The sequence below is a fragment of the Desulfuromonas soudanensis genome (genome assembly GCF_001278055.1).
GTDB lineage: Bacteria > Desulfobacterota > Desulfuromonadia > Desulfuromonadales > WTL > Deferrimonas > Deferrimonas soudanensis.
The window spans coordinates 193,192-217,383 of sequence record NZ_CP010802.1; the positions used below are offsets into that span (position 1 = coordinate 193,192).

The 24,192-nt window shown below is 64.3% G+C and carries 18 protein-coding genes; 17 read left to right on the forward strand and 1 reads right to left on the reverse strand.

Annotation, left to right across the window (positions count from 1 at the left end; genetic code table 11):
• Positions 1-6 precede the first annotated feature (6 nt).
• From hemW to DSOUD_RS00920, 7 genes are all read left to right on the forward strand, one after another.
• Positions 7-1,128, forward strand: coding sequence for a radical SAM family heme chaperone HemW (gene hemW, locus DSOUD_RS00890; protein ID WP_053549226.1), 1,122 nt, complete (start codon positions 7-9; stop codon positions 1,126-1,128).
• 152 nt (positions 1,129-1,280) lie between these two features.
• Entirely contained in the window at positions 1,281-2,321 is a 1,041-nt protein-coding gene (gene hrcA, locus DSOUD_RS00895; protein ID WP_053549227.1) for a heat-inducible transcriptional repressor HrcA, read from the forward strand.
• An 8-nt stretch (positions 2,322-2,329) separates the two neighbouring features.
• A complete protein-coding gene (grpE, locus tag DSOUD_RS00900; protein WP_082350989.1) occupies positions 2,330-2,917 on the forward strand; it encodes a nucleotide exchange factor GrpE in 588 nt (195 codons plus the stop codon).
• A gap of 55 nt (positions 2,918-2,972) precedes the next feature.
• Positions 2,973-4,880 (forward strand): molecular chaperone DnaK, encoded by a 1,908-nt coding sequence (gene dnaK, locus DSOUD_RS00905; protein WP_053549228.1) that lies wholly within the window; start codon positions 2,973-2,975, stop codon positions 4,878-4,880.
• Positions 4,881-5,025: 145 nt separating this feature from the next.
• Complete coding sequence (gene dnaJ, locus DSOUD_RS00910; RefSeq protein WP_198300347.1) at positions 5,026-6,138, forward strand: molecular chaperone DnaJ; 1,113 nt, start codon at positions 5,026-5,028, stop codon at positions 6,136-6,138.
• A 72-nt stretch (positions 6,139-6,210) separates the two neighbouring features.
• Positions 6,211-8,115, forward strand: a complete 1,905-nt coding sequence (locus DSOUD_RS00915) for a penicillin-binding protein activator (protein ID WP_157671692.1) — start codon at positions 6,211-6,213, stop codon at positions 8,113-8,115.
• A gap of 48 nt (positions 8,116-8,163) precedes the next feature.
• On the forward strand, positions 8,164-8,961 hold the full coding sequence (locus tag DSOUD_RS00920; protein WP_157671693.1) for a hypothetical protein: 798 nt from the start codon (positions 8,164-8,166) through the stop codon (positions 8,959-8,961).
• Between the two features lie 67 nt (positions 8,962-9,028).
• Here DSOUD_RS00920 and DSOUD_RS00925 read toward each other — a convergent pair whose 3' ends face one another.
• Entirely contained in the window at positions 9,029-9,952 is a 924-nt protein-coding gene (locus tag DSOUD_RS00925) for a putative 2-dehydropantoate 2-reductase (protein WP_053549231.1), read from the reverse strand.
• A gap of 323 nt (positions 9,953-10,275) precedes the next feature.
• Here DSOUD_RS00925 and DSOUD_RS00930 point away from each other — a divergent pair, with 323 nt between their 5' ends.
• The 10 genes from DSOUD_RS00930 (at position 10,276) to DSOUD_RS00975 (ending at position 24,148) form a co-directional block, all read left to right on the forward strand.
• Positions 10,276-10,761: a CarD family transcriptional regulator gene (locus DSOUD_RS00930; RefSeq protein ID WP_053549232.1), complete on the forward strand. Its 486-nt coding sequence runs from the start codon at positions 10,276-10,278 to the stop codon at positions 10,759-10,761.
• Between the two features lie 119 nt (positions 10,762-10,880).
• On the forward strand, positions 10,881-11,582 hold the full coding sequence (ispD, locus tag DSOUD_RS00935) for a 2-C-methyl-D-erythritol 4-phosphate cytidylyltransferase (RefSeq protein ID WP_053549233.1): 702 nt from the start codon (positions 10,881-10,883) through the stop codon (positions 11,580-11,582).
• Positions 11,579-12,079, forward strand: a complete 501-nt coding sequence (ispF, locus tag DSOUD_RS00940) for a 2-C-methyl-D-erythritol 2,4-cyclodiphosphate synthase (protein ID WP_082350991.1) — start codon at positions 11,579-11,581, stop codon at positions 12,077-12,079. The genes ispD and ispF overlap by 4 nt, the downstream gene beginning before the upstream one ends.
• 63 nt (positions 12,080-12,142) lie before the next feature.
• Positions 12,143-13,840 carry a glutamine--tRNA ligase/YqeY domain fusion protein gene (locus DSOUD_RS00945; protein WP_053549234.1) on the forward strand — a complete coding sequence of 566 codons (1,698 nt, stop codon included), beginning with the start codon at positions 12,143-12,145 and terminating at the stop codon, positions 13,838-13,840.
• A 201-nt stretch (positions 13,841-14,041) separates the two neighbouring features.
• On the forward strand, positions 14,042-15,523 hold the full coding sequence (cysS, locus tag DSOUD_RS00950; RefSeq protein WP_053549235.1) for a cysteine--tRNA ligase: 1,482 nt from the start codon (positions 14,042-14,044) through the stop codon (positions 15,521-15,523).
• 247 nt (positions 15,524-15,770) lie between these two features.
• The gene (gene uvrB / locus DSOUD_RS00955; RefSeq protein ID WP_053549236.1) at positions 15,771-17,771 is read left to right on the forward strand and encodes an excinuclease ABC subunit UvrB; all 2,001 of its coding nucleotides are present in this window, start codon (positions 15,771-15,773) and stop codon (positions 17,769-17,771) included.
• A 341-nt stretch (positions 17,772-18,112) separates the two neighbouring features.
• Positions 18,113-19,948, forward strand: coding sequence for an acyl-CoA dehydrogenase family protein (locus tag DSOUD_RS00960; RefSeq protein WP_053549237.1), 1,836 nt, complete (start codon positions 18,113-18,115; stop codon positions 19,946-19,948).
• Positions 19,945-21,342 carry a dihydrolipoyl dehydrogenase family protein gene (locus DSOUD_RS00965; protein WP_053549238.1) on the forward strand — a complete coding sequence of 466 codons (1,398 nt, stop codon included), beginning with the start codon at positions 19,945-19,947 and terminating at the stop codon, positions 21,340-21,342. The genes DSOUD_RS00960 and DSOUD_RS00965 overlap by 4 nt, the downstream gene beginning before the upstream one ends.
• 12 nt (positions 21,343-21,354) lie before the next feature.
• The gene (locus tag DSOUD_RS00970; protein WP_053549239.1) at positions 21,355-22,218 is read left to right on the forward strand and encodes an NAD(P)-dependent oxidoreductase; all 864 of its coding nucleotides are present in this window, start codon (positions 21,355-21,357) and stop codon (positions 22,216-22,218) included.
• A gap of 88 nt (positions 22,219-22,306) precedes the next feature.
• A complete protein-coding gene (locus DSOUD_RS00975) occupies positions 22,307-24,148 on the forward strand; it encodes a UbiD family decarboxylase (protein ID WP_053549240.1) in 1,842 nt (613 codons plus the stop codon).
• Positions 24,149-24,192 lie beyond the last annotated feature (44 nt).

Sequence of the window (24,192 nt, forward strand, 5' to 3'; positions counted from 1 at the left end):
TTGACAATGAGCTCACTCTACATCCACATTCCCTTTTGCCGCAGCAAGTGCCCTTACTGCGACTTCTTCTCCGTCCCCTCCGAGGACGTCCCGGCTCATTACGTCGAACTCCTCCTCACCCATCTGCAACGCCTCCCCCGGGGAGGAGGGGCACTGGAGACGATCTTTTTCGGCGGCGGCACACCTTCCCTTCTCACCCCGACCCAGGTCGCCCTTCTCCTCGACGGGGTTGCGGCGCATTTCGGTTTCGCCGACCAGGCCGAGGTCTCCCTCGAGGCCAATCCCGGCACGGTGAGTCCCGACCGTCTCGACGGCTACCGCAGGGCCGGGGTCAACCGGATCAATTTCGGCATCCAGTCCCTTCACGGCGAAAACCTCCGCCGCCTCGGACGGATCCATTCGGCCGGCGAGGCGAGGACGGCCCTGGAGTACGCCCGGAGCGCCGGCTTCGTCAATGTCGGAGTCGATTTGATGTTCGCGCTCCCCGACCAGAGCACCGCCGCTTTTTTCCGCGATCTGGAGAAGACCCTCGACCTCGCACCCTCGCACCTCTCCCTCTACGGCCTGACTGTGGAGGAGGGGACCCCTTTTCAGGGGGTGCAGCAGCGGGGGGACCTGCGCCTTCCCGACGAGGAGGTCTATGCCGAAAATTTTCTCGGTGCCGATCGCATCCTGACCGAGAAGGGGTACCGTCACTACGAGATCTCCAATTACGCAAGGCCGGGGATGGAGTGCCGCCACAATCTCGTCTACTGGCGCCGCCGCCCCTGCCTGGCCATCGGCGCCGGGGCCCATTCCTTTTTCGACCGGGGTTGGGGAGAGCGCTGGGCCGTTCCCCAGGATCTCGCTCGGTATGGGGCGGACCTCGCCGCCGGAAGGGACCCGGCGAAGCTGGTGGAGCGCTTCGATCGGAGGGGGGCGATGGCCGAAACCCTCTACCTGGGACTGCGCACCGCCGAAGGGGTGGACGACGAGGCGTTTGCCCGTCGCTTCGGCTGCGGAGTGGCGGCGGCCTTTGCCGAGGGGGTCTCCCGCGCCGGCGGTCGGCTGCGCCGGGAGGGGAAACGCTGGGTTCTGGACCGGGAGTCCTGGCTCCTTTACGATACCCTGATTGCCCCTTTCCTCTAGAGAAAACGGGAAAAAGGCCGCCTTGTTTGCCCTTGACAAAGGGGAGGGGCGTTGTTATGTTGTTCCCGTTAGCACTCCTCCTCTTTGAGTGCTAATCAGCTGCAAGGGGCCGGATTTTCCGGCTATTGGTTTTTTTTAGGTGGAACGATCCCATGAGCGAAGAGCTCAACGAGCGCAGCCGGAAGATCCTCGAAGCGATCATCGAGGACTATATCGACTCGGCCGAACCGGTCGGATCGCGGGCCGTGAGCAGGCGGCACAGCATGGCGCTGTCCCCGGCCACGGTGCGCAACGTCATGGCCGATCTCGAGGAGATGGGGTACATTGCCTCTCCGCACACTTCGGCGGGGCGGGTCCCGACGGAAAAGGGGTACCGCTTCTACGTCGACTCCCTGCTGCAGGTGCGTCAGCTCAGCTCCCAGGAGCGCCAGCGCCTCGACGACCGCTACCGCTTCGGCGGCTTGCGCTCGGAGGACCTGCTGCGCGAGGCGGGGAAGGTTCTCTCGGCCATCTCCACCTACACCGGGATCGTCATGGCCCCCCGGTTCACCACGACGGTCTTCCGCCAGATCGAATTCATCCGTCTCTCCAGCGGCCGCGTCCTGGTGATTTTCGTCACCCAGTCGGGACTGGTGCAGAACAAGGTCATCGAGGTCGGTGAAGACCTCTCCCAGTACGAACTGGAGCAGATGACCGGCTACCTCAACCGGACCCTGACCGGACTGACCATTCAGGAGGTCAAGGCGCGCATCCTCTCGGAAATGGCCCGGGAAAAGGCCCTCTACGACAAGATGATGCGCCGCGCCCTGCAGATCTCCCGGGAGGTTCTGTCCACCGAGATGGCAAGTCAGGTCTACATCGAGGGGGCCGCCAACATCCTCGAGCAGCCCGAGTTCGCCGATCTCGAGAAGATGAAGCGCCTCTTCCGCGCCTTCGAGCAGAAGAGTTCCCTGGTGGAACTCCTCGATGCCAGCCAGCGGGCCGAAGGGGTTCAGATTTTCATCGGCTCGGAAAGCGAGCACAGCGACATCCGCGGATGCAGCCTGATCACCGCGACCTATTCCGGCAGCCAGGGGACCATCGGCTCCCTGGGGGTGATCGGTCCGAGCAGAATGCCCTATTCAATGGTCATCCCCATCGTCGATTACACCGCCAGGCTGGTCAGCCAGATCCTGGACGGAGATTCAAAATAGGAGATACCGTGGCAAAAAAGAACAAACACGAGCAAGAAGAGCCTTCGCTGCAAGGCGAGGAGCTTCCCGCTGAAACCGCCGAGGTGGAGGTCCTGCCGGCCGAGCCGACTCCGGACGAAACCCTGGCCGCCCTTCGCCAGGAGGCCGACCAGAACCGCGACCTTTACCTGCGGGCACGCGCCGACCTGGAGAATTATCGCAAGCGCGCCCAGCGCGACAAGGAGGATCTGGCCAGGTTCGCCAACGAAAATATCCTGCGGGAGATCCTGCCGGTCCTCGACAACCTCGAGAGGGCCGTGGAGCATGCCGGCAAGGACGACAACGCCCGGGGGAGTCTTCTCGAAGGGGTGCAGATGACCGTCGACATGTTCGGCCGTCTCATCGAACGCTTCGGCGTCGTCCCCATCACCACCGTCGGCGAGACCTTCGATCCGTCCCGCCACGAGGCCGTGGGACAGATCGAGAGCGCCGAGCACCCCCCCAATACGGTCGTTCAGGAACTGCAGAGAGGGTATCTGCTCAACGACCGCCTGCTGCGTCCGGCCATGGTCATGGTGGCCAAGGCCCCTTCGCCTCCGCCGGAGGCGGCGGAATAGTTCTGCAAATCAAACGAAACACCCCACAGTCATTGCATAGAGGAGGATATAGCTCATGGGTAAAGTCATAGGAATCGACCTCGGCACCACCAACTCCTGCGTCGCCGTCATGGAAGGGGGCGAGCCGGTCGTCATCGCCAACTCCGAAGGGTCGCGGACCACCCCGTCGATGGTCGCCTTCACCGAAAGCGGCGAGCGCCTGGTGGGGCAGCAGGCCAAGCGGCAGGCGGTCACCAATCCGGAAAACACCCTGCACGCCATCAAGCGCCTCATCGGCCGCAAGTTCGACACGCCGACGGTGAAGAGGGACATCGAGATCAGCCCCTTCAAGATCATCAAGGCCGACAATGGCGATGCCTGGGTGGAGGTCCGCGGCAAACAGTACAGCGCCCCGGAGATCTCGGCCATGGTCCTGCAGAAGATGAAGCAGACCGCCGAGGACTATCTCGGCGAAGAGGTCACCGACGCGGTCATCACCGTCCCGGCCTATTTCAACGATTCTCAGCGTCAGGCGACCAAGGATGCCGGCAAAATCGCCGGACTCAACGTGTTGCGCATCATCAACGAGCCGACCGCCGCCTCCCTCGCCTACGGTCTCGAGCGCAAGGGCGAAGAGAAGATCGCCGTCTTCGACCTCGGCGGCGGGACCTTCGATATCTCCATCCTCGAGCTCGGCGACGGCGTCTTCGAGGTCAAGTCGACCAACGGCGACACCTTCCTCGGCGGCGAGGACTTCGACCAGCGGATCATCGACTATGTCGCCTCCGAGTTCAAGAAGGAGCAGGGGATCGATCTGCGCAGCGACAAGATGGCCCTGCAGCGCCTCAGGGAAGCCGGAGAGAAGGCCAAGTGCGAACTCTCCACCTCCATGGAGACCGATATCAATCTCCCCTTCATCACCGCCGACGCCAGCGGTCCCAAGCATCTCAACATCAAACTGACCCGGGCCAAGCTCGAAAGCATCTGTTCCGACCTCCTCGACAAGCTCGTCGAGCCCTGCAAGATGGCCATCAAGGACGCCGGCCTCTCCGCCTCCGAGATCGATGAGGTGATCCTCGTCGGCGGCATGACCCGCATGCCGGCGGTGCAGAAGCGGGTGCAGGACATCTTCGGCAAGGTGCCGAACAGGGGGGTCAATCCCGACGAGGTGGTCGCCATCGGCGCCGCCATCCAGGGCGGGGTCCTCAAGGGGGAAGTCAAGGATGTCCTCCTTCTCGACGTCACCCCCCTCTCCCTCGGCATCGAAACCCTCGGGGCGGTGATGACCAAGCTCATCGAGAAGAACACCACCATCCCCTGCAAGAAGAGCCAGATCTTTTCCACCGCCGCCGACAACCAGCCGGCCGTCTCGGTGCACGTCCTGCAGGGCGAACGGGAAATGGCCGCCGACAACAAGACCATCGGCCGCTTCGAACTGGTGGGGATCCCCCCCGCTCCCCGCGGCGTGCCGCAGGTCGAGGTGACCTTCGACATCGACGCCAACGGGATTCTTCACGTCAGCGCCAAGGATCTCGGCACCGGCAAGGAACAGTCGATCAAGATTACCGCCTCTTCGGGTCTCTCCGAGGATGAGATTCAGAAGATGGTCAAGGACGCCGAGATCCACGCCGCCGAAGACCAGGCCAAGCGCGAGGTGATCGAGGCCCGCAATCAGGCCGACAGCCTGGTCTATACCACCGAGAAGTCTCTCAAGGAGCACGGCGACAAGGTCGACGCCGAGACCAAAGGAAAGATCGAGACGGCCCTGGCCGAACTCAAGACCGCCATGGAGGGGACCGACGGCGCGGCGATCAAGGCCAAGACCGAGGCCCTTGCCGAGGCGTCCCACAAACTGGCCGAGGCGATGTACGCCCAGGCGCAGGGCGCCGCCGAGGGTCCGGCCGAAGGGGGCGCCGAAGGGGGATCCGCCAAGGAAGACGTCGTCGACGCCGAGTTCGAAGAAGTCGACGAGAAAAAGAAGTAATTTCCCCTTTTCCGGGGTGACATAGGCAGGGCAACAGGAGCGGGGTTTTCCGGCTCCTGTTGCCGTTCAGATGAACAGGACCCACCCGTTTGCCCTTCTGCGCCCTGATCGCCGGGGACCCGGCAACGGGAGAAAGATAAAGAGCTTGGCCAAGAGAGACTACTACGAGGTGCTGGAGGTCCACCGCAACGCCAGCGAAACCGAGATCAAGAAGGCCTACCGGCGTCTGGCCCTCAAACACCACCCGGACAAGAACCCCGGTGACAAGGCCTCCGAGGAGACGTTCAAGGAACTCTCCGAGGCCTACGCCGTCCTTTCCGACGGCCAGAAGCGCGCGACCTACGATCAGTTCGGCCATGCCGGGCTCGAGGGGGGCGGGGGCTTTTCCTCCGGCGGCTTCGGGGGTGGCGGTTTCGAGGATATTTTCGGCGACATTTTCGGCGATATTTTCGGCGGCGGCGGGGGAGGGCGACGGAGCCGGGGGCGGCGCGGCGACGATCTGCGCTATAACCTGACCATTTCCTTCGAAGAGGCCGCCTTCGGCCTGGAAACCAAGATCCAGATCCCCCGCCATAGCGAATGCGAGGCCTGCGGCGGATCGGGAGCCCGCAAGGGGACGAGTCCCAAGAGCTGCCCGACCTGTCAGGGCGCCGGGCAGGTCCGCTATCAGCAGGGATTCTTCTCCATGACCCGTCCCTGTCCCGCCTGTTCAGGGGCCGGCAAGGTCATCGACGACCCCTGCCCCGAATGCCGGGGACTCGGGAAGACCAAGGGAAAAAAGACCCTGTCGCTGAAAATACCGGCGGGGGTCGAAACCGGCAATCGTCTCAAACTCAGCAACGAAGGGGAGATCGGTTCCCAGGGGGGACCGCCCGGCGATCTTTATGTGGTGATCACCGTTCGCGAGCACTCGATCTTTCAGCGGGAAGGGCAGGACGTGATCTGCGAGGTCCCCATCTCCTTCGTCCAGGCCACCCTCGGCTGCGAACTCGAAGTCCCCACCCTGGAAGGAAAGGTGCGGATGAAGGTCCCCCCGGGTACCCAGTCCGGCAAGGTCATGAAACTCGCCGGCAAGGGGATCGCCGTTCTGCAAGGCTACGGACGGGGCGATCAGCTGGTGGTCCTGCGGGTCGAGACCCCCACCCACCTCACCCCCAGGCAGAAGGAACTCCTCAATGAATTCGCCCGGGAGGGGGGAGAGGACATCCACCCCATGGGAAAGAGCTTTTTCGATAAGGTCAAGGAACTGTTCGGTTGAGCGTATCGGCGCCGCGGTGGAAACACCGGCCACGGCGCCGGTGCTGTATCAGACGCGGCGAGGGAGAGGATCATGGCGGGATTTGTAAGAAACGGAGGGCTGCTGCTGGCTCTGATTTTCTGCGTGGGGATACCATCCCTGCAAGGAGCAGAGGCTCCGGTGACGGTTGGACAGAGGGGCGGCGAATCGGTGGCCCTCCAGGAGGGGATCGACCTGTATGCTTCAGGGCAGACCGAGGCGGCTCTCTCTCTGCTGCAATCGTTCGTGGCGGGAAATCCGCAATCCAGGGAGCTCCCCACGGCCTACCTTTACCTCGGTCGCATCGCCCGGGACGGGGGACGGCCCGAGGAGGCTCTCTCCTTTCTGGAGCGCATCCCCGCCGACCGTCAGGATCAAAGGGTGCGCCTCGAGAAGGGCGGAGCCCTGGTCGAAGTCGGCCGGGCCCGGGAGGGGCTGGCGCTGTTGCAACCCCTGGAGGAGGACGCCCTTTCCCCCTGGGAGCGCGGCCGGCGTTTCTCGGCCATGGCCGACGCCCAGGCCGTTCTCGGACGCCCCCTGGCGGCCCTGGTCCTTCTTCACCAGGGGATGGCAAACGCCGGTGCCGAGGAGAGGGACTCCCTCTGGCGGCGGGGCCACCGGCTCCTGGCCGAAAGACTGGGAGAGGTCGAACTGACGGAGGCCGCCTTCATGCTCCGCGGCACCCCCCTCGGCGAGGACGCCACCTTGCAGCTGGCCGGCAAGGCCGCCGCCCGCGGTGCCCGGGATCAGGCTCTGGGACTGGTGCAGGCCCTGCTCCTCCGGGGGACGAACTTCCCCTCGCGGCCGGAGGCGGTCCGACTCTACGATCAGCTCGCAGGGCGTCCCTGGCTGCAGCGGGCTCTCGGAGTGGTCCTCCCCCTTAGCGGCCGTTACGCCACCTATGGCGACCTGGTGCGCCGGGGCATGGACCTGGCGCTTGAGATGCACAACAGCAGCGCCCCCCCGGTGCGTCTCGTCTATCGGGACATCGGCGCCGACCCGGCCCGCAGCGTCGCCGCGGTAACCGAGTTGGCCGACAGCGAACGGGTGATGGCGGTCCTCGGTCCCCTCACCGGGACGGCCGCCGCCGCCGCCGCCGTCCAGGCCCAGGAGGAGCGCATCCCCATGCTGAGCCTCTCCCAGAGAGAGGGTCTGCCGGAGACGGGGGAATTCGTCTTTCGCGACTCCCTCACCAGCCGCCTGCAGGCCCGGGCTCTCGCCCGTTATGCCGTCCGCGAGCGCGGTTTTACCGGTTTCGGTATTCTCTATCCCGAAAACCTCCTCGGTCAGGAGATGGCTCACCTCTTCGCCGAAGAGGTGAGAAAGCTCGGCGGACTGGTGGTGATCAGCGAGGGGTATGCCGAAACCGCGACCGATTTCGGCCGCCAGATCAAGCGCCTGATGGGGATGGATCCCGACGCTTCGAAGGAGACCAGCGCCGCCGAGGCGGAAAAGCGAAAAAACGCTTCCGGCAGCGAATTCCCCCCCGTTAATTTCGATGCCCTGTTCATCCCCGACTATGCCGACCGCATCGGCATGATCGCTCCGCAGCTGGCCTATTACGGGATCGAGGGGGTACCTCTTTTGGGGATCAACGGCTGGAACTCCCCGGAGCTGGTCCGGTTGGCCGGGCGGTCGGTGGAGGGGGCGGTCTTTGTCGACGGATTTTTTCGCTACAGTCCCTACCCCTTCGTCCGGGAATTCGTCGACCGCTATTTTGAAAAATTCGGCGAGGAACCGTCAATTCTCGAGGCTCAGGGGTACGATGCCGTCGGCATCCTCCTTTCGATTCTCGACCGTCGCGACATCCGCACCCGGGACGATCTGCGTCTGGCCCTCTCGATGCTGCAGGACTATCCGGGAATCACGGGGGCGACGAGCTTTGATTTCCAGGGAGACGCCGACAAGGTTCTCTTTTTGTTGCAGGTGAAAAACGGCAACATCGTGCAGATCAATTAAAGCCGGGAGGCGAGGTCGTCGACGGCCACGCTTGAGACAGGGAAAAAGATGAAAAGGCGAAAGGGGCTTCGATCCCCTGTGCACCTCTGGGTGCTGTCGGCCCTGCTGACGACGATGGTCCTGGTCGCCTGCGTCTCTCGGCCCCCCACGATAGGAGTGACCGCGAGCGGAGACCCGACGACGGGGATTGAAGGGACGGTTACCGCCCGGGGCGGCGGCGGGGTGGCCGGGACCTATGTCTATGCTTACCGCAGCGCTCGCGGCGGACTGCGCGGCCCCGCCGATTTCGAGGCTCCGGTGGCCGAAGATGGTCGTTACTTTCTCGACCTGGCGGAGGGGAACTACTTTCTGGTGGCGCGGAAGCGTCAGGGAGGGGGGGATGCCGGTCCGCCGCGCCCTGGCGACGCCTGGGCTCTTTTCCCCGGCAACCCGGTGACGGTGCGCTCCGGACGCAGCAGCCGTGCCGACTTTCTCCTGCAGGGGGTGACCCAGCCGATGCTGATGCGCGAGGGGAGTCTGTCCCGGGGAGAGACGGGGTTCACCGGACGGGTGATCGACGATCAGGGGCGCCCCGTTCCCGGGGCCTTCGCCCTGGCCTACGGCGACAGCGATTTTCGCCGCATGCCGGACTACACCTCCCCGGCGGTGGGAGAGGACGGGGTTTTCCTTCTCTATCTCCCTCGTCCGGGGACCTGGTGCCTGGCGGTGCGCACCCGCACCCGCGGACAACCTGTGGCCGGCGAACTCTACGGGACTCTCGGACCGGGAGAGGATGGCTGTCGTCGGATAGAGGCCGGGGAGATTGTCGATCTGGGAGACATCCGGGTCCTCCCCTACCGTCGCTGAGTGTCCTTTGCCGGATCAAAACAAAGGCCGACCCCTCCCGGGGCCGGCCTTTGTCCCTTACCCGTCCTCATCCCCGTCGCCCCGGCTCCCCCAGGTCGAGAAGGGCGTGGAGCATCCGTACCCGGACCATCTCCACCCCCCGTTCCGTGGCCCGCTCCAGGGGGATGCCGTAGATGGAGGAGAGCTCCAGGGGGCGCCCTTCGAGGTGGTCGATCATCATGCTCGGACGGTAGGCCCCCATCTCCTCGGTGAGGGAGATCATCCGGGCGATGAAGGCCGGACCACTGATCGGTGCCGAGAGTTTCTGGGCCGCGGCGCCGGCGACGACTTCCGTCATCAATTCTCCGATGAGTCGCCGACTGGGAGGATGGGCGAGAAGGGCGTCGGTGGACTGCCCGGTCAGGGCACAGAGGCCGTTGAAGGGGATGTTCCAGACCAGCTTTTCCCAACGCGCCTTGACCAGATCGGCCACCGCCTCGCAGGGGACGCCGGAAGAGGTGAAGACCGCGGCGATTTCCAGGGCCCGGGGGGTGAGTCCGCCGCCGAATTCCCCGAGGCGGATCGGTCCCTGAGCCAGATGGTGTACGGTCCCCGATGGTCCGCGGTTGGAACAGAGAAAGGCCACCCCGCCGAGAACCCGGTCGGCGCCGAAGGCTGCCGCCAGCAGCTCCTCGTTGCCGAGGCCGTTCTGCAGGGTGAGAATAGCGGCTCCGGAGGCGGCCAGGGGAGCAATCAGGGGGACAAGAGCGTCGTTGGCAAAGGTTTTGAGCCCGACCAGCACCAGATCGACCTCTCCCATCTCCTGCGGTGTGCGGAAGCACCGGACTTTTTCTAGGTGGAAGTCCCCCCGGGGCGAGGTCACATGGAGTCCGCGTTCGGCTATGGCCTCATAGTCGCGGCGCAGGAGAAAACGGACCTCGTGACCTCCGCGCTGCAGCATGGCACCGTAATAGAGACCGAGGGCGCCCGCTCCGATGACGGCTATTCGCATATAAATTCCTTTGTTGTCCCCTCTTCCCCGTCGCCCCAAGGTCCATGGGAAGGAGGGGTAATGTTAAGAACCGGATATGCGCCCCCGGACCCGCGACGGAGAGAAGGACATGCCGGGAAAACGTTGAGGGATGAGGGGGAGACAGGTGCCCGGATTCGCGGGCTTTCCCCCGGTTTCGGCCCGAATTAAGACGTTAGCACGGGTTCGATGCACCGACCAGATAAAAAGGGCCACTCGGGCTAAGTCCTTGTTTAAACGGCTCTTGCTATTGACGGATAGGGGGGGTTGTGTTACCCTTGTAAAATTCGAAGGAAGGAGACACCATGTTTAAAGTTGGCGATAAGGCTGTATACCCGACCCAGGGGGTGGGGGTGATTGAGGCTATTGAAGCCAAGGAGTTCTCCGGAGAAAAACACGAGTTTTACGTGCTGCGGATCGTTGACAGCGACATGACCATCATGGTCCCGGTGACCAACGCTCGGCTGGTCGGTCTGCGCACCCTGATCGCCAAGGATCGGGTCGCTTCGGTTTACGACGTCCTCGAAGAAAAGCGCGAAGGGGTGCAGGCCATGGCATCCTGGAGCCGCCGGCAGAGGGAGTACAATGACAAGATCAAATCCGGCGACCTTTTCGAGGTGGCGGCGGTTCTGCGGGAACTGTATTTGATCAAGGAGGGCAAAGACCTCTCCTACGGCGAGAAGAAAGTGCTCGATCTGGCCCGCAAACTCCTGGTCAAGGAAATCGCCCTGGCCGATGGGGCCGAGGAGATATCCGTCGTCGAGAGGGTCGAGAGCATCTTCCTCAACTAGTCGGTTCCCGTTCCAACCTTCAACCGGGCAGTCCCTTGCCCGGTTTTTTCATTGGTTCCAGCGCCCGCCGTGGTCCTCCTTCCTGGGGGGGACGGCGGCACCCCTCCTCCCGGAGTCGCATGAGCGTCATCGTTCTGATCCCCGCCGCAGGGATGGGGAGCCGCATGGGATCGGCCGTTCATAAGCAGTACCTGACTCTGGCCGGCCGGCCGATTCTGGCTCATACCCTCGCCCTGTTCGACGATCATCCCGCCATCGATCATATCTATCTCATCGCCCCCGCCGCAGAGGTCGCCTACTGCCAGGCCGAGATCGTGAACCGTTACCGGTTCGCCAAGGTCCGCGGTGTGGTCGGGGGGGGGAAGGAGCGCCAGGAGTCGGTGCGCAACGGCCTGGCGGCCTGCGCCGGTGCGGCCGGGGATATCGTCCTGATCCATGACGGGGTTCGCCCTTTTTTCCCGACAACCCTCCTCGAACCGCTCCTGGCGACCGCCGCCCGGGTCGGCGCCTGCCTGCTGGGGGTGCCGGTGAAGGATACGGTCAAGGTGGTGGCGGAGGGGCGGGTGGCGGCGACGCCTGACCGCGCGACCCTCTGGCAGGCCCAGACACCCCAGGTCTTCCGTTACGAACTCCTCGCCGCCGCCCATCGCCGCGCCGTCGAAGACGATTTTTTCGGCACGGACGACGCTTCTCTGGTGGAGCGCCTCGGGGAGCCGGTGGCGATCCTTCACGGGAGTTACCGCAACATCAAGATCACCACCCCCGAGGACCTGGTTTTGGCCCGGGCCTTCTCGAAACACCAGGAGATCCCGACGACATGATGCGCATCGGCCACGGTTACGACGTGCACCGCCTGGTGGAGGGTCGCAAACTGATCCTCGGCGGGGTGGAGATCCCCCATCCCTTCGGGCTCCTCGGCCATTCCGATGCCGATGTCCTTCTTCATGCCATCTGCGACGCCCTCCTCGGGGCGCTCGCCGCCGGGGATATCGGCCGGCATTTCCCCGATTCCGATCCGGCCTACGGCGGCGTTTCGAGCCTGAAACTCCTGCGGGAGGTCATCTCCCTCACGGCGGCGCGGGGGTATGGGGTGCAGAATCTCGACGCAACGGTGGTCGCCCAGAGCCCCAGACTCGCTCCCTTCATCCGGGACATGGTGGAAAATATCGCCACCGCCTGCCAGGTCGATGTGGAGCGGGTCAACGTCAAGGCAACCACCACCGAGGAGCTCGGCTTCGAAGGGCGCCGCGAGGGGATCTCGGCCCATGCCGTGGTTCTGCTGCGCAAAAACGGAGCAAACCAGGAATTCGAGGCCTGACCGGGTTTCCTGGCGGGTTTTGAGCCGATTCATTTTCTCCCGATAAAGGATGACAAGGCACCCATGACCACTGCAACGTCTCTTCCCTCTCATTTCATCAGCAACATCATCGCCGAGGATCTCAAGGCCGGCAAGAACGGCGGCCGGGTCGCCACCCGTTTCCCTCCGGAACCCAACGGCTATCTTCACATCGGTCACGCCAAGTCGATCTGCCTGAATTTCGGCCTCGCCGCCCAGTTCGGCGGGGTCTGCCACCTGCGCTTCGATGACACCAATCCGAGCAAGGAAGAGGACGAGTACGTCGAGGCGATCAAGGCCGACGTTCGCTGGCTCGGCTTCGACTGGGGGGAAAACCTCTACTACGCCTCTGATTATTTCGAGCAGCTCCACGATTTCGCCGTGAAGTTGATCCGCAAGGGGAAGGCCTACGTCTGCAGCCTGACCCCCGAACAGATCCGCGAATACCGCGGCACCCTGACCCGTCCGGGAACCGACAGCCCCTTCCGCGGGCGTACCGTGGACGAGAACCTCGAACTCTTCGCCGCCATGCGCGCCGGGGATTTCGCCGACGGCTCCCACGTTCTGCGGGCCAAGATCGATATGTCCTCCCCCAACATTAACCTGCGCGACCCGATCATGTACCGGATCCTGCGGGCGCCCCACCACCGCACCGGGGAGAGCTGGTGCATCTACCCGATGTACGATTTCGCCCACGGCCAGTCCGACGGCATCGAGCGCATCACCCATTCGATCTGCACCCTCGAATTCCAGGACCATCGTCCCCTCTACGACTGGTTCCTCGAGGAGCTCGACCTCTTCCATCCCCAGCAGATCGAGTTTGCCCGCCTCAATCTCAGCTACACGGTCATGAGCAAACGCAAGCTCCTCGAGCTGGTGACACAGAAGATCGTCAGCGGCTGGGACGACCCGCGGATGCCGACCCTCGTCGGGCTGCGCCGCCGCGGCTATACGCCGGCGGCGATCCGCACCTTCTGCGAACGGATCGGCGTCGGCAAGAGCGACAGCTGCATCGACGTCGGGGTTCTGGAGGACTGCGTTCGCGAGGATCTCAACGAACATGCGCCCCGGGTCATGGGGGTGCTGCGGCCGCTGCGGGTGGTGATCGACAACTATCCCGAAGGGGAGGTCGAGGAGTTCGAGGCCGCCAATCATCCCGCCGATCCCGCCATGGGAACCCGGATGGTCCCCTTCTCCCGGGTGCTGTACATCGAGCGCGACGATTTCATGGAAGAGCCGGCGAAGAAGTTTTTCCGTCTGGCTCCGGGGCGGGAGGTGCGGTTGCGCTACGCCTACTTCATCCGCTGCGAATCGGTGGTCAGGGATGCCTCGAGCGGCGAGATCGTCGAGCTTCGCTGCAGCTATGATCCGCAGACCCGAGGGGGCAACGCCCAGGACGGTCGCAAGGTCAAGGGGACGATTCACTGGGTTTCCGCACCCCATGCCGTCACCGCCGAGGTCCGCCTCTACGATCGTCTCTTTCTTACCGCCAACCCCGGGGCCGACAAGGACGGCAGCGACTATCGCAGCCACCTCAATCCCGCCTCCCTGGAGATTGTCGACACCTGCCTGGTCGAGCCGGGACTCTCCGCCGCCTTGCCGGAGGCCTCCTTCCAGTTCGAGCGCCTCGGGTATTTCTCCGTCGATGCGCTCGACTCCCGCCCCGGCGCCCCGGTCTTCAACCGCACCGTCACCCTGCGGGATTCCTGGGCGCGTCTCGATCCGCAGGGGGGCGCGGAATAGCCCGCATTGGTTTCCGTCGAAAGAGGGGGGGGGATATTTCCCCCCTTTTTTTTCGCCTCCTCTCCTTCGACCGGCCCGACGGCCCCAGGGGGCAGGGAGGCCTTCCCCCTTTTCAATCGGGTTCCGCTGTGCTATTAAAGGGGGCACCGTTTCGCTTCGAACCCGCACCGCAGACCACCGAATCAAGGAGAATCCGACGTCATGAAGCTGCGTCTTTTCAATACGATGACCGGCCGCAAGGAAGAATTCAAGCCGCTGCAGCCCGGCAAGGTCGGCATGTACGTCTGCGGGGTGACGGTTTATGATTACTGCCACATCGGCCACGCCCGGGCCAATATCGTCTTCGACGTCATCTACCGCTATCTGCAGTACCTCGGCTATGACGTCAACTACGTGCGCAATTACACCGACGTCGACGACAAGATCATCCGGCGCGCCAACGAGCGGGGGATCGACAGTCGCGAACTCGCCGAGGAGTTCATCGCCGCCTTCGACGCCGACATGGCGGCCCTCGGCCTGGCGCTGCCGACCCATCAGCCGAAGGCGACGGAGCACATGGCACAGATCATCGCCATCGTCGAAAAACTCATCGCCCGGGGACTGGCCTACGCCTCGGCCGGTGACGTCTATTTTGCCGTGGACAAATTTACCGGCTACCTCAAGCTCTCCCATCGCAACATGGACGAAATGCGCGCCGGGGCCCGCATCGCCCCGGGAGAGCAGAAGCGCAACCCCATGGATTTTGCCCTGTGGAAGGCTGCCAAGCCCGGCGAGCCCTCCTGGCCGTCCCCCTGGGGGCCGGGGCGTCCCGGCTGGCACATCGAGTGTTCGGCCATGAGCATGGAATATCTCGGCGAGTCCTTCGACATTCACGGCGGCGGCAAGGATCTGGTCTTTCCCCATCACGAGAACGAGATCGCCCAGAGCGAGGGGGCCACGGGGAAACCGTTCGTCAAGTACTGGATGCACAACGGGTTCGTCAACGTCAACCAGGAGAAGATGAGCAAGTCCCTCGGCAACTTCTTCACCATCCGCGACATCCTGCAGCAGTACGACCCGGAGGTGGTGCGCTTCTTCATCCTTTCAGCTCATTATCGCTCCCCCATCGATTTTTCCGACCAGAACCTCGAGGACGCCCAGGCCGGCCTGAGCCGGTTTTACGAGGCCCTGCGTCTGGCGGCGGAGACCCTGGCCAAACATGCACCACCCAAACAGGCCCCCTGCCCCGTCATTACCGATGAGGAGCGCGCCACCTACGACCTGGTGGAAAATGTCGACGAGCGTTTCGCCGAGGCGATGGATGACGACTTCAACACCGCCCTGGCCCTCGGCCATATGTTCGAGGTGGTGCGGGGGATGAACCGCATCGTCGCCGAGAAGCGCTTTGACGAATGCCCCCTCTCCCTGGTGGTGCTGCGGGACGCCGCCGGCAAGCTTCTCAAGCTCGGCGGGGTTCTCGGCCTCTTCACCAGCGATCCCGTCCAATGGCTGGAGCGCGGGCAGGCGGCGGGGCTGCAGGAGGCAGGCCTCAGCGCCGAAGCCATCGAAGAGCTCATCGCCGAGCGCCAGCAGGCCCGCAAAAATCGCGACTTCGCCCGCGGCGACCAGATCCGAGACGACCTGGCCGCCAGGGGGATCGAGCTCCTCGACTCGAAAGAGGGGACGACCTGGAAGGTCAAATAGACTTTCAATGCCGAGGCGCGGAGAGGGGCCGCTTTATCCCCCACCCCCCAGTAAATCATTCACGAGCGCAGGCAGAGGCCTGCGCTCGTTTGCTTTTTGCTTTACAATGATTCCTTGAGTCCTTACAAAAAAACGATGATCACAGAGACATAGAGACACAGAGAAACCAAGAATAATTTTATTTGCCCCTCACGGTGTCCTCTGTGGTGAAAAAAGGCTTTTTAAGCGTTGAAGGAATTTTGACCCCATGCCCCGCTTCGAACTCAAGTCCGATTACCAGCCGCGAGGCGATCAGCCCCAGGCCATCGCCGAGCTCGTCGCCGGAATTGAGCGCGGCGACCCCCATCAGGTCCTCCTCGGCGTCACCGGCTCGGGAAAGACCTTCACCATGGCCAACGTCATCGCCGCCGTGCAGCGGCCGACCCTGGTCCTGGCGCACAACAAGACCCTCGCCGCCCAGCTCTACGGCGAGTTCAAGGAGCTCTTTCCCGACAACGCCGTCGAGTATTTCGTCTCCTACTACGATTATTATCAGCCCGAAGCCTACGTCCCCGTCACCGACACCTTCATCGAGAAGGATTCGGCGATCAACGAGGAGATCGACAAGCTGCGCCACAGCGCCACCCGCTCCCTCCTCTCCCGGCGCGACGTGCTCATCGTCGCCAGCGTCTCCTGCATCTACGGCCTCGGCTCTCCCGAGGCCTATTTCGGCATGCTGGTGCGCCTCGAGACCGGGATGGAGCTTGACCGCAACGCCCTTCTGCAGCAGCTGGTGGACATCCAGTACGAGCGCAACGACATCGATTTTCACCGCGGCACCTTCCGGGTGCGGGGGGATACGGTGGAGATCTTCCCCGCCTACGAGGACAACCGGGCGCTGCGCATCGAGTTCTTCGGCGACGAGATCGAAGGGATCGCCGAAATCGACCCGCTGCGCGGCGCAGTCATGGGGCGCATGGAGGCCACCATCATCTTCCCCGCCCGTCACTACGTCGCCACCCGGCCGACCCTCGAACGGGGGATCCGGGCGATTCAGGACGAGCTGTTGGAGCGCATTCAGTACTTCCGCAGCAGGAACATGCTCGTCGAGGCGCAGCGCATCGAGCAGCGCACCCTCTTCGATATCGAGATGATGGAGGAGATGGGGTACTGCCAGGGGATCGAGAACTACTCCCGCTTCCTCGACGGCCGCAAACCCGGGGAGCCGCCGGCGACCCTCTTTGACTACTTCCCCGACGACGCCCTGATGTTCATCGACGAGAGCCACGTCTCCGTCTCCCAGATCGGCGCCATGTACCGCGGCGACCGCTCCCGCAAGGAGACCCTGGTCAACTACGGCTTCCGTCTCCCCGGCGCCCTCGATAACCGCCCGCTGACCTTTGAGGAGTATGAGGCCAAGGGGGTGCAGACCATTTTCGTCTCGGCCACTCCTGCCGACTACGAACTGGCCAAGGCGCAGGGGGTGGTGGTCGAGCAGATCATCCGCCCCACGGGTCTCGTCGACCCGCCGATCGAGGTGCGTCCCGCCAAAAACCAGGTCGACGACCTCCTCCACGAACTGCGCGAGACGCTCCGCCAGGGGTACCGCGTCCTGGTCACCACCCTCACCAAGCGCATGGCCGAGGATCTCACCGGTTATTTCGAGGAGTTGGGGGTCCGGGTGCGCTACCTTCATTCGGATATCCACACCGTCGAGCGGATGGAGATCATTCGCGACCTGCGCCGCGGGGTCTTCGACGTGCTGGTGGGGATCAACCTGCTGCGCGAAGGCCTCGACCTCCCCGAGGTCGCCCTGGTGGCGATTCTCGACGCCGACAAGGAAGGTTTTTTGCGCAGCGCCCGCTCCCTGATCCAGATCTGCGGCCGCGCGGCGCGCAACGTCGACGGCCGGGTGATCATGTACGCCGACCGGGTGACCCGCTCCATGCAGACCTGCATCGACGAGACCGGCCGTAGACGGCAGACCCAGCTCGCCTACAACGAAGAGCACGGCATCACCCCCGAGTCGGTGAAGAAGAGTCTGCGCACGATCCTCGAGGATATCGCCGAGAAGGATTATCTCGAGGTGCCGCTGGTGGCCGAGAGGGAAGAGGACTATCTCTCCCCGGCGGAGATGAAGAAGGAGATGGCGCGGCTGAAGGGGGAGATGCTCGCCGCCGCCGCCGATCTGGAGTTCGAGAAGGCGGCTGAGTTGCGGGACCGCTTGCTGGCGTTGGAGAGGAGGGAGTTGGGGCTGGCGGGAAAATAAAAACAGGCGGGGCCGAAACGGCCCCGCCTGTTTTTATTTTGGCTTAACCGGGAAAATCAGGGAAAGACGGGCGTCAGGGTGAATCCGCGGGGATGGCCGTTGATGCTGTAGGATATCCCGGTGACGATTCCGGTGGTTCAATACCCGGAATCGGCTGAGAAAAGAGTCTAAAAGAGCGGTGCCGGGAAATGAGGAGGAGGAAAGTCAGGAACGCTCCGCGCCTTGACGGTTGGTGCGTCATTTTTGCGCCGAATCCGACAGGGTCAGTTAGCGGTGTGCAGCGTCTCAAATAACTGTTATTCTTGAACGGTAGGTAACAAATTTTTCCGGAGGTGCCATCTATGAGCGCACAGCAGGCCGAAGAGAAGCGGTCCCTGGAGGTCGCCGAATCGGCGCGGGAGACCGAGTGGCAGAAACCGAGTTTCGTCAAGGGGCTGTACATGGGGAACCTGATGACGGAACTGGTCTTTCCCTTTCCGGAGCAGCGCGCCGAGGACCGGGCAGAGGGCGATCGACTGCTGGCCCGGGTGCGCCAGTTCCTCGTCGATAAGGTCGACGCCGACAAGATCGACGAGACGAAGAACATACCCCGATCGGTCATCGAGGGGCTCGCCGAGCTCGGCCTTTTCGGAATCAAGATCGCCAAGGAGTACGGCGGTCTCGGCATGTCCCAGGTCAACTACAACCGGATCATCGAGCTCATCGCCAGCCACTGCGCCAATACCGCCGTCCTCCTTTCGGCCCATCAGAGCATCGGCGTCCCCCAGCCGCTGAAGATGTTCGGCACCAGGGAGCAGAAGGAGGCCTACCTGCCGCGCCTGGCCAAGGGGGAGATCAGCGCTTTTGCCCTCACCGAGCCGGACGTCGGCTCCGATCCCTCGAGTATCGCGACGACCGCCACCCTCACCGAGGACGGCGAGGCCTATCTGATCAACGGCAAAAAGCTCTGGATCAGCAACGGCCCCATTGCCGGCCTGCTCATCGTCATGACGCGCACCAACGATCCCAAGGAGGCGAAGCCGGAGATCACCGCCTTCATCGTCGAAGGGAACTCCGAGGGGCTCTCCACCGAGCACCGCTGCGACTTCATGGGGCTCAAGGGGATCAACAACGGGCTCCTCAACTTTAACAACGTCCGGGTGCCGAAGGAGAATATCGTCCTCGGCCTCGGCCGCGGCCTCGCCCTGGCGCTGCGCACCCTCAACACCGGGCGCCTGACCCTTCCGGCCGCCGGCGGCGGGGCGATGAAGCAGGCGCTGGCCATGGCCACCAAATGGGCCAGGGAGCGCCGCCAGTGGGGGGCTCCGGTGGGTCACCATGAGGCGGTGGCCGCCAAACTCGCCTCCATCGCCGCAGATATCTACGCGGTGGAGAGTCTCACCTGGCTGACTTCGGAGATGGCCGATCGCGACGTGCAGGACATCCGTCTCGAGGCGGCGATGGCCAAACTCTTCTGCAGCGAGGCGTTGTGGCGCAGCGCCGATGCGGCCCTGCAGGTGCGCGGAGGGCGCGGCTACGAAACGGCCCAGTCGCTGGCGGGACGCGGCGAACTGCCGATGCCGATGGAACGCCTGCTCCGCGACGCCCGGATCAACCTGATCATCGAGGGGACGAGCGAGATCATGCGCCTCTTCATCGCCCGCGAGGCCCTCGACCCCCATCTGCGCATCGCCGGCGCGTCGGCGACCTCGGAAAAGATGGATTTTGCCGGGGCAGCCAAGTTCTACGCCAAGTGGTATCCGATGCTCTGGCTGCCGCGCCTGTCGACCCCCGGCGGGGTTGCCGTCTCCGGCAAACTGACCAGGCACCTGCGTTTCGTCGAGCGCGCCACCCGACGCCTGGCTCGGGATCTCTTCCACATGATGGTGCTCCACCGTCAGGGGCTGCAGAAGAAACAGATGGTGCTCGGCCGCCTGGTCGACACGGGGACCGAACTCTTCACCATGAGTGCGGTGATTTCCCGGGCCGCTTCCCCCCGGGCCGAGCGCGGTGCCGAGCGGCTGGCCGATCTCTTCTGCCGCCAGGCGAGGCGGCGGATCGCCGACCAGCACCGGGCCGTGTACTGCAACGACGATACGCTCACTTACCGTGTCGCCCGCGAAGTACTCGACGGTGCCTATCCTCTGCTGGAAGACAACATCCTCAGCACCTGGAAGGGTGAATCCGGGACCCGATGAGCGCTCTCCATGATCTGGTGATCCTCGGTTCGGGAACCACCGCCTTTGCCGGGGCCCTCCGGGCCGCCGAAGAGGGCGCCCGGGTGCTGATGGTGGAGCAGAGCCGGCTGGGAGGGACCTGCGTCAACTGGGGGTGCATCCCGAGCAAGACCCTCATCGACAAGGCCCGGGGGTATTACGAGGCCCGGCGCGGGGAGCGGTTCGGCATGAATCTGACGGCAGGGCCGCCGGACTGCCAGCGCCTGATGGCCGCCAAGACCGAGGCGGTGGAAACCGTGCGGTACGACCGTTACCAGAAGGTTCTCGAGGCCCACCCCGGCATCGAGGTTCTTCGCGGCCACGGGCGCTTTCTCTCTCCCCGGGAGCTCCAGGTAGGAGCCGAGGTCCTGGTTTCCGAGCGTTTTCTTATCGCCTGTGGCGGAGTCCCCCGCCTGCTCCACCTCCCCGGCGCTGCCGACATCGACTATCTCACCAGCTACTCCGCTCTGCATCTCCCCTGCATTCCCCGCTCCCTGGTCATCATCGGCGGCGGGGTCATCGCTCTGGAAATGGGGCAGATGTTCTGCCGCTTCGGCGCCGCGGTGACGATTGTCGAGCGAGGGGAGCGTCCCCTGAAGGATTTCGACCGCCGTCTCACCGATCCCTTCGAGGCCATGGCCGCCGAAGAGGGAATAGAGATGGTTTTCGGCGTCGAGGCGCAACGATTCTATCGCCGGGGGAACGAGTCGTGCCTCCAGGCCCTGGTCGGCGGGGTGGAGCGGGAATTTCACGCCGAGCGCATCATGTTCGCCGTCGGAACCGCTCCGGCCACGGAGGATATCGGTCTGGCGGAAGCTGGCGTCGAAGTCGATCATGCCGGGTTTATCCGTGTCGACGAAGAAATGCGCACCAGCGCAGCCGGAATCTGGGCGGCAGGGGATGTCACCGGACCGCCGCTGATCGCTCCGGCCGGCGCCCGGGAAGCGGAGGTGGCTGTGGACAACCTCCTCAATCCACAAGCGCACCGCCGCATCGATCATCGCTGTACCCCGATGGCGGTCTTCACCGACCCCGAGTTCGCCTCCGTCGGCATCGATGCCCAGCAGGCGACCCACGAGGGGAAGGAAGTCGTTGAGACCTTTCTCGACCTTCACAAGGTCGCCAAGGCGCATGTCATCGGCGAGTGCCGGGGAGGGATTCTCCTCTGCGCAGAAAAGGGGTCGGGGCGGGTTTTGGGGGTGCAGATGCTCGCTTCGCGGGCGGCCGATGTGATCCACGAGGCCGCCCTGGCGGTCCGTTTCGGCCTGACCGTCGAGGATCTGGCGGAAACCATACACGTCTATCCGACCATCAGCGACGGACTGCGTCTGGTGGCGCTGGAAAACCTGCGTCAGCAGGGTCGTCGCCAACCCTAGGAGAGGAATAACATGGCCAAATACGGTTTTCTCGGTCTCGGCATCATGGGAAGCGCTATGGCGGCCAACCTGGTCAAGGGGGGGTTGGAGGTCGTCGTCTGGAACCGCACCCCGGACAAGTGCCTCCCCCTGGTGCAGCTCGGCGCCGTCGCTGCCTCCACTCCGCGGGCGGTGGTCGAGGAGTGCGCCCTGACCTTTGCCATGCTCGCCGACCCGGCGGCTGCCTCCGCCGTCTGTTTCGGACCGGAGGGGGCTCTCGAGGGGATTGCCTCGGGGCGGGATTACGTCGACATGTCGACGGTCGATGCCGGCACCGCGCAGCGCATCGCCGGTGCCGTCGCCGCCCGGGGGGGGCGCTATCTCGAAGCGCCCGTTTCCGGGACGAGAAAGCCGGCCGAGGACGGGACCCTGATCATCCTCGCCGGCGGTGACCGCTCGCTTTTCGACGATGCCTGCGGCCCCCTGGAGATGATGGGGAGCAAGATCCTCTATCTCGGCGAGGCCGGCACCGGTGCGCGCATGAAGCTGGTGATCAACATGATCATGGGGGGGATGATGACCGCCTTCTGCGAAGGGCTTGCCCTCGGCGAGAAGGGGGGACTGCGGCCCGAAGATATCCTTGAGGTCCTCGGCGCCGGCGCCCTGGCCAACCCGATGTTCAAGGGGAAGGGGGAGCTGATCCGCCGCGGCGAATACCCCACGGCCTTCCCCCTCAAGCACATGCAAAAAGACCTGCGCCTGGCCCTGGCTCTCGGTGACGAGCTGGCCCAGCCCCTCCACTGTGCCGCGGCGGCCAACGAGGCCTTCAAGAGGGCCCGCGCCCGGGGATGGAGTGAGGCGGACTTCTCGGCTCTCTTCGAGGTTATCCGGGGGTGACGGACATGGGGATTTCCCCGGTTGAATTCCCCTTTCCCCTCGGGTAATATCCTGGACGGCCATATCAGAGGGGGAGAAGGGATTTTTCATGGGTTACCGCAATCTCGCCGCATGTATCAGAGATCTGGAAAAAAACGGGGAACTGCTGCGCATCGACCGGGAGGTCGACCCCTGTCTTGAAGCCGGAGCGATTCAGCGCCGGGTCTATCAGGCGGGGGGGCCGGCCCTCCTCTTCACCCGCGTCAAGGGGTGCTCCTTTCCCATGCTCGCCAACCTCTTCGGCACCCTCGATCGCACCCGTTTCCTCTTCCGCGACACCCTGGAGACCATCGCCCGCCTCTCCGAGCTCAAGATCAACCCCATGGCTTGCCTGAATCACCCTCTGGCCTATCTCGGGGCGCCCCGTGGGGCGCTGCATCTCCTGCCGAAGCGGGTCAAACGCGGTCCGATCCTCCAGCACACCACCACCCTCGACCGGCTCCCGCAGCTCAAATCCTGGCCCGACGACGGCGGCGCCTTTATCACCCTCCCCCAGGTCTATTCGGAGAGTGTGCTCCGGCCGGGAGTGCGCCGCTCCAACCTCGGGATGTACCGGGTGCAGATCTCCGGCAACGCCTACCGTCCCAACGCCGAGGTCGGGATTCACTACCAGATTCACCGGGGAATCGGCGTTCATCACGCCGAGGCGCTTGAGGCCGGCCTCCCCTTCCGGGTGAGCATCTTCGTCGGAGGCCCCCCGGCCTTAACCGTCGCCGCGGTGATGCCCCTCCCCGAGGGGCTCCCCGAACTCTCCTTTGCCGGGCTCCTCGGCGGGCACCGCATTCCCCTTGTTGCCCCACCGGGGATGCTGCCGATGCCGGCGGAGGCCGACTTCGTCATCTGCGGCATCGTCGATCCCGCCCGCACCCTCCCCGAAGGACCCTTCGGCGACCATCTCGGCTACTACAGCCTGGTCCACGATTTTCCGGTGCTGCAGGTGGAGCAGGTCTTTCACCGTCCCGGCGCGGTCTGGCCCTTCACCACCGTCGGTCGCCCCCCCCAGGAGGACACCAGCTTCGGCGCCTTCATCCACGAGATCACCGGCGATCTGATCCCCACGGTCCTCCCCGGAGTTCACGCCGTCCATGCCGTCGACGCCGCAGGCGTTCATCCCCTCCTCCTGGCCATCGGCAGCGAACGCTACGTCCCCTATGCCGCCGAGCGCCGGCCTCAGGAACTTCTCACTCTCGGCAATGCCATCCTCGGCCAGGGGCAGCTGTCCCTGGCCAAGTACCTCTTTATTGTCGCCCGGGAGGACAACCCGCGCCTCGATGTCCACGATATCCCGGCCTTTTTCCGCCATCTTCTCGAGCGGGCCGACTGGCGGCGCGACCTCCATTTTCAGACGTGCACCACCGTCGACACCCTCGACTATTCGGGGAGCGGCCTCAACGAGGGATCCAAGGTGGTGGTGGCGGCCGCCGGTCCCGTCCGCCGCCCCCTGCCGACGGAGATTCCCGGAGATCTGCGCCTGCCTTCCGGCTTCACAGCCCCTCAGTTGGCGCTGCCGGGGGTTCTGGTCGTCCAGGGGCCCCCCTGTACCGCTGCGCGGGGGAGAAGCGATCAGGCGATGGAGGAATTTTGCGCCTCCTTTGGTCCCCAGGATCCGATCAACGCCTTTCCCCTGGTGGTCGTGGTCGACGACAGCCTATTTGTCGCCCGCACCCTCAACAATTTTCTCTGGACCGTCTTCACGCGCTCGGATCCCGCCGCCGACATTTACGGCATCGGTGCGGCCAATCGCTGCAAGCACTGGGGGTGCACCGGGGCGCTGGTCATCGACGCCCGGCGCAAGGGGCACCACGCACCCCCCCTGATCGACGACCCTGGGGTCGAAAAGCGCGTCGATGCTCTCGGCGCTCCGGGGGGGGTGCTGCACGGCATCATCTAGCCTGTCCATTCTCTCTGCGCCGGTCTCGATCAGGACCCCTTCCG

Bases quoted from the DNA above. Each gene is read 5' to 3' on its own strand.
- hemW (WP_053549226.1), top strand. From the start codon at position 7: ATGAGCTCACTCTACATCCACATTCCCTTTTGCCGCAGCAAGTGCCCT.
- hrcA (WP_053549227.1), top strand. From the start codon at position 1,281: ATGAGCGAAGAGCTCAACGAGCGCAGCCGGAAGATCCTCGAAGCGATC.
- dnaK (WP_053549228.1), top strand. From the start codon at position 2,973: ATGGGTAAAGTCATAGGAATCGACCTCGGCACCACCAACTCCTGCGTC.
- DSOUD_RS00915 (WP_157671692.1), top strand. From the start codon at position 6,211: ATGGCGGGATTTGTAAGAAACGGAGGGCTGCTGCTGGCTCTGATTTTC.
- DSOUD_RS00920 (WP_157671693.1), top strand. From the start codon at position 8,164: ATGAAAAGGCGAAAGGGGCTTCGATCCCCTGTGCACCTCTGGGTGCTG.
- DSOUD_RS00925 (WP_053549231.1), bottom strand. From the start codon at position 9,952: ATGCGAATAGCCGTCATCGGAGCGGGCGCCCTCGGTCTCTATTACGGT.
- DSOUD_RS00930 (WP_053549232.1), top strand. From the start codon at position 10,276: ATGTTTAAAGTTGGCGATAAGGCTGTATACCCGACCCAGGGGGTGGGG.
- ispD (WP_053549233.1), top strand. From the start codon at position 10,881: ATGAGCGTCATCGTTCTGATCCCCGCCGCAGGGATGGGGAGCCGCATG.
- ispF (WP_082350991.1), top strand. From the start codon at position 11,579: ATGATGCGCATCGGCCACGGTTACGACGTGCACCGCCTGGTGGAGGGT.
- DSOUD_RS00945 (WP_053549234.1), top strand. From the start codon at position 12,143: ATGACCACTGCAACGTCTCTTCCCTCTCATTTCATCAGCAACATCATC.
- cysS (WP_053549235.1), top strand. From the start codon at position 14,042: ATGAAGCTGCGTCTTTTCAATACGATGACCGGCCGCAAGGAAGAATTC.
- uvrB (WP_053549236.1), top strand. From the start codon at position 15,771: ATGCCCCGCTTCGAACTCAAGTCCGATTACCAGCCGCGAGGCGATCAG.
- DSOUD_RS00960 (WP_053549237.1), top strand. From the start codon at position 18,113: ATGAGCGCACAGCAGGCCGAAGAGAAGCGGTCCCTGGAGGTCGCCGAA.
- DSOUD_RS00965 (WP_053549238.1), top strand. From the start codon at position 19,945: ATGAGCGCTCTCCATGATCTGGTGATCCTCGGTTCGGGAACCACCGCC.
- DSOUD_RS00970 (WP_053549239.1), top strand. From the start codon at position 21,355: ATGGCCAAATACGGTTTTCTCGGTCTCGGCATCATGGGAAGCGCTATG.
- DSOUD_RS00975 (WP_053549240.1), top strand. From the start codon at position 22,307: ATGGGTTACCGCAATCTCGCCGCATGTATCAGAGATCTGGAAAAAAAC.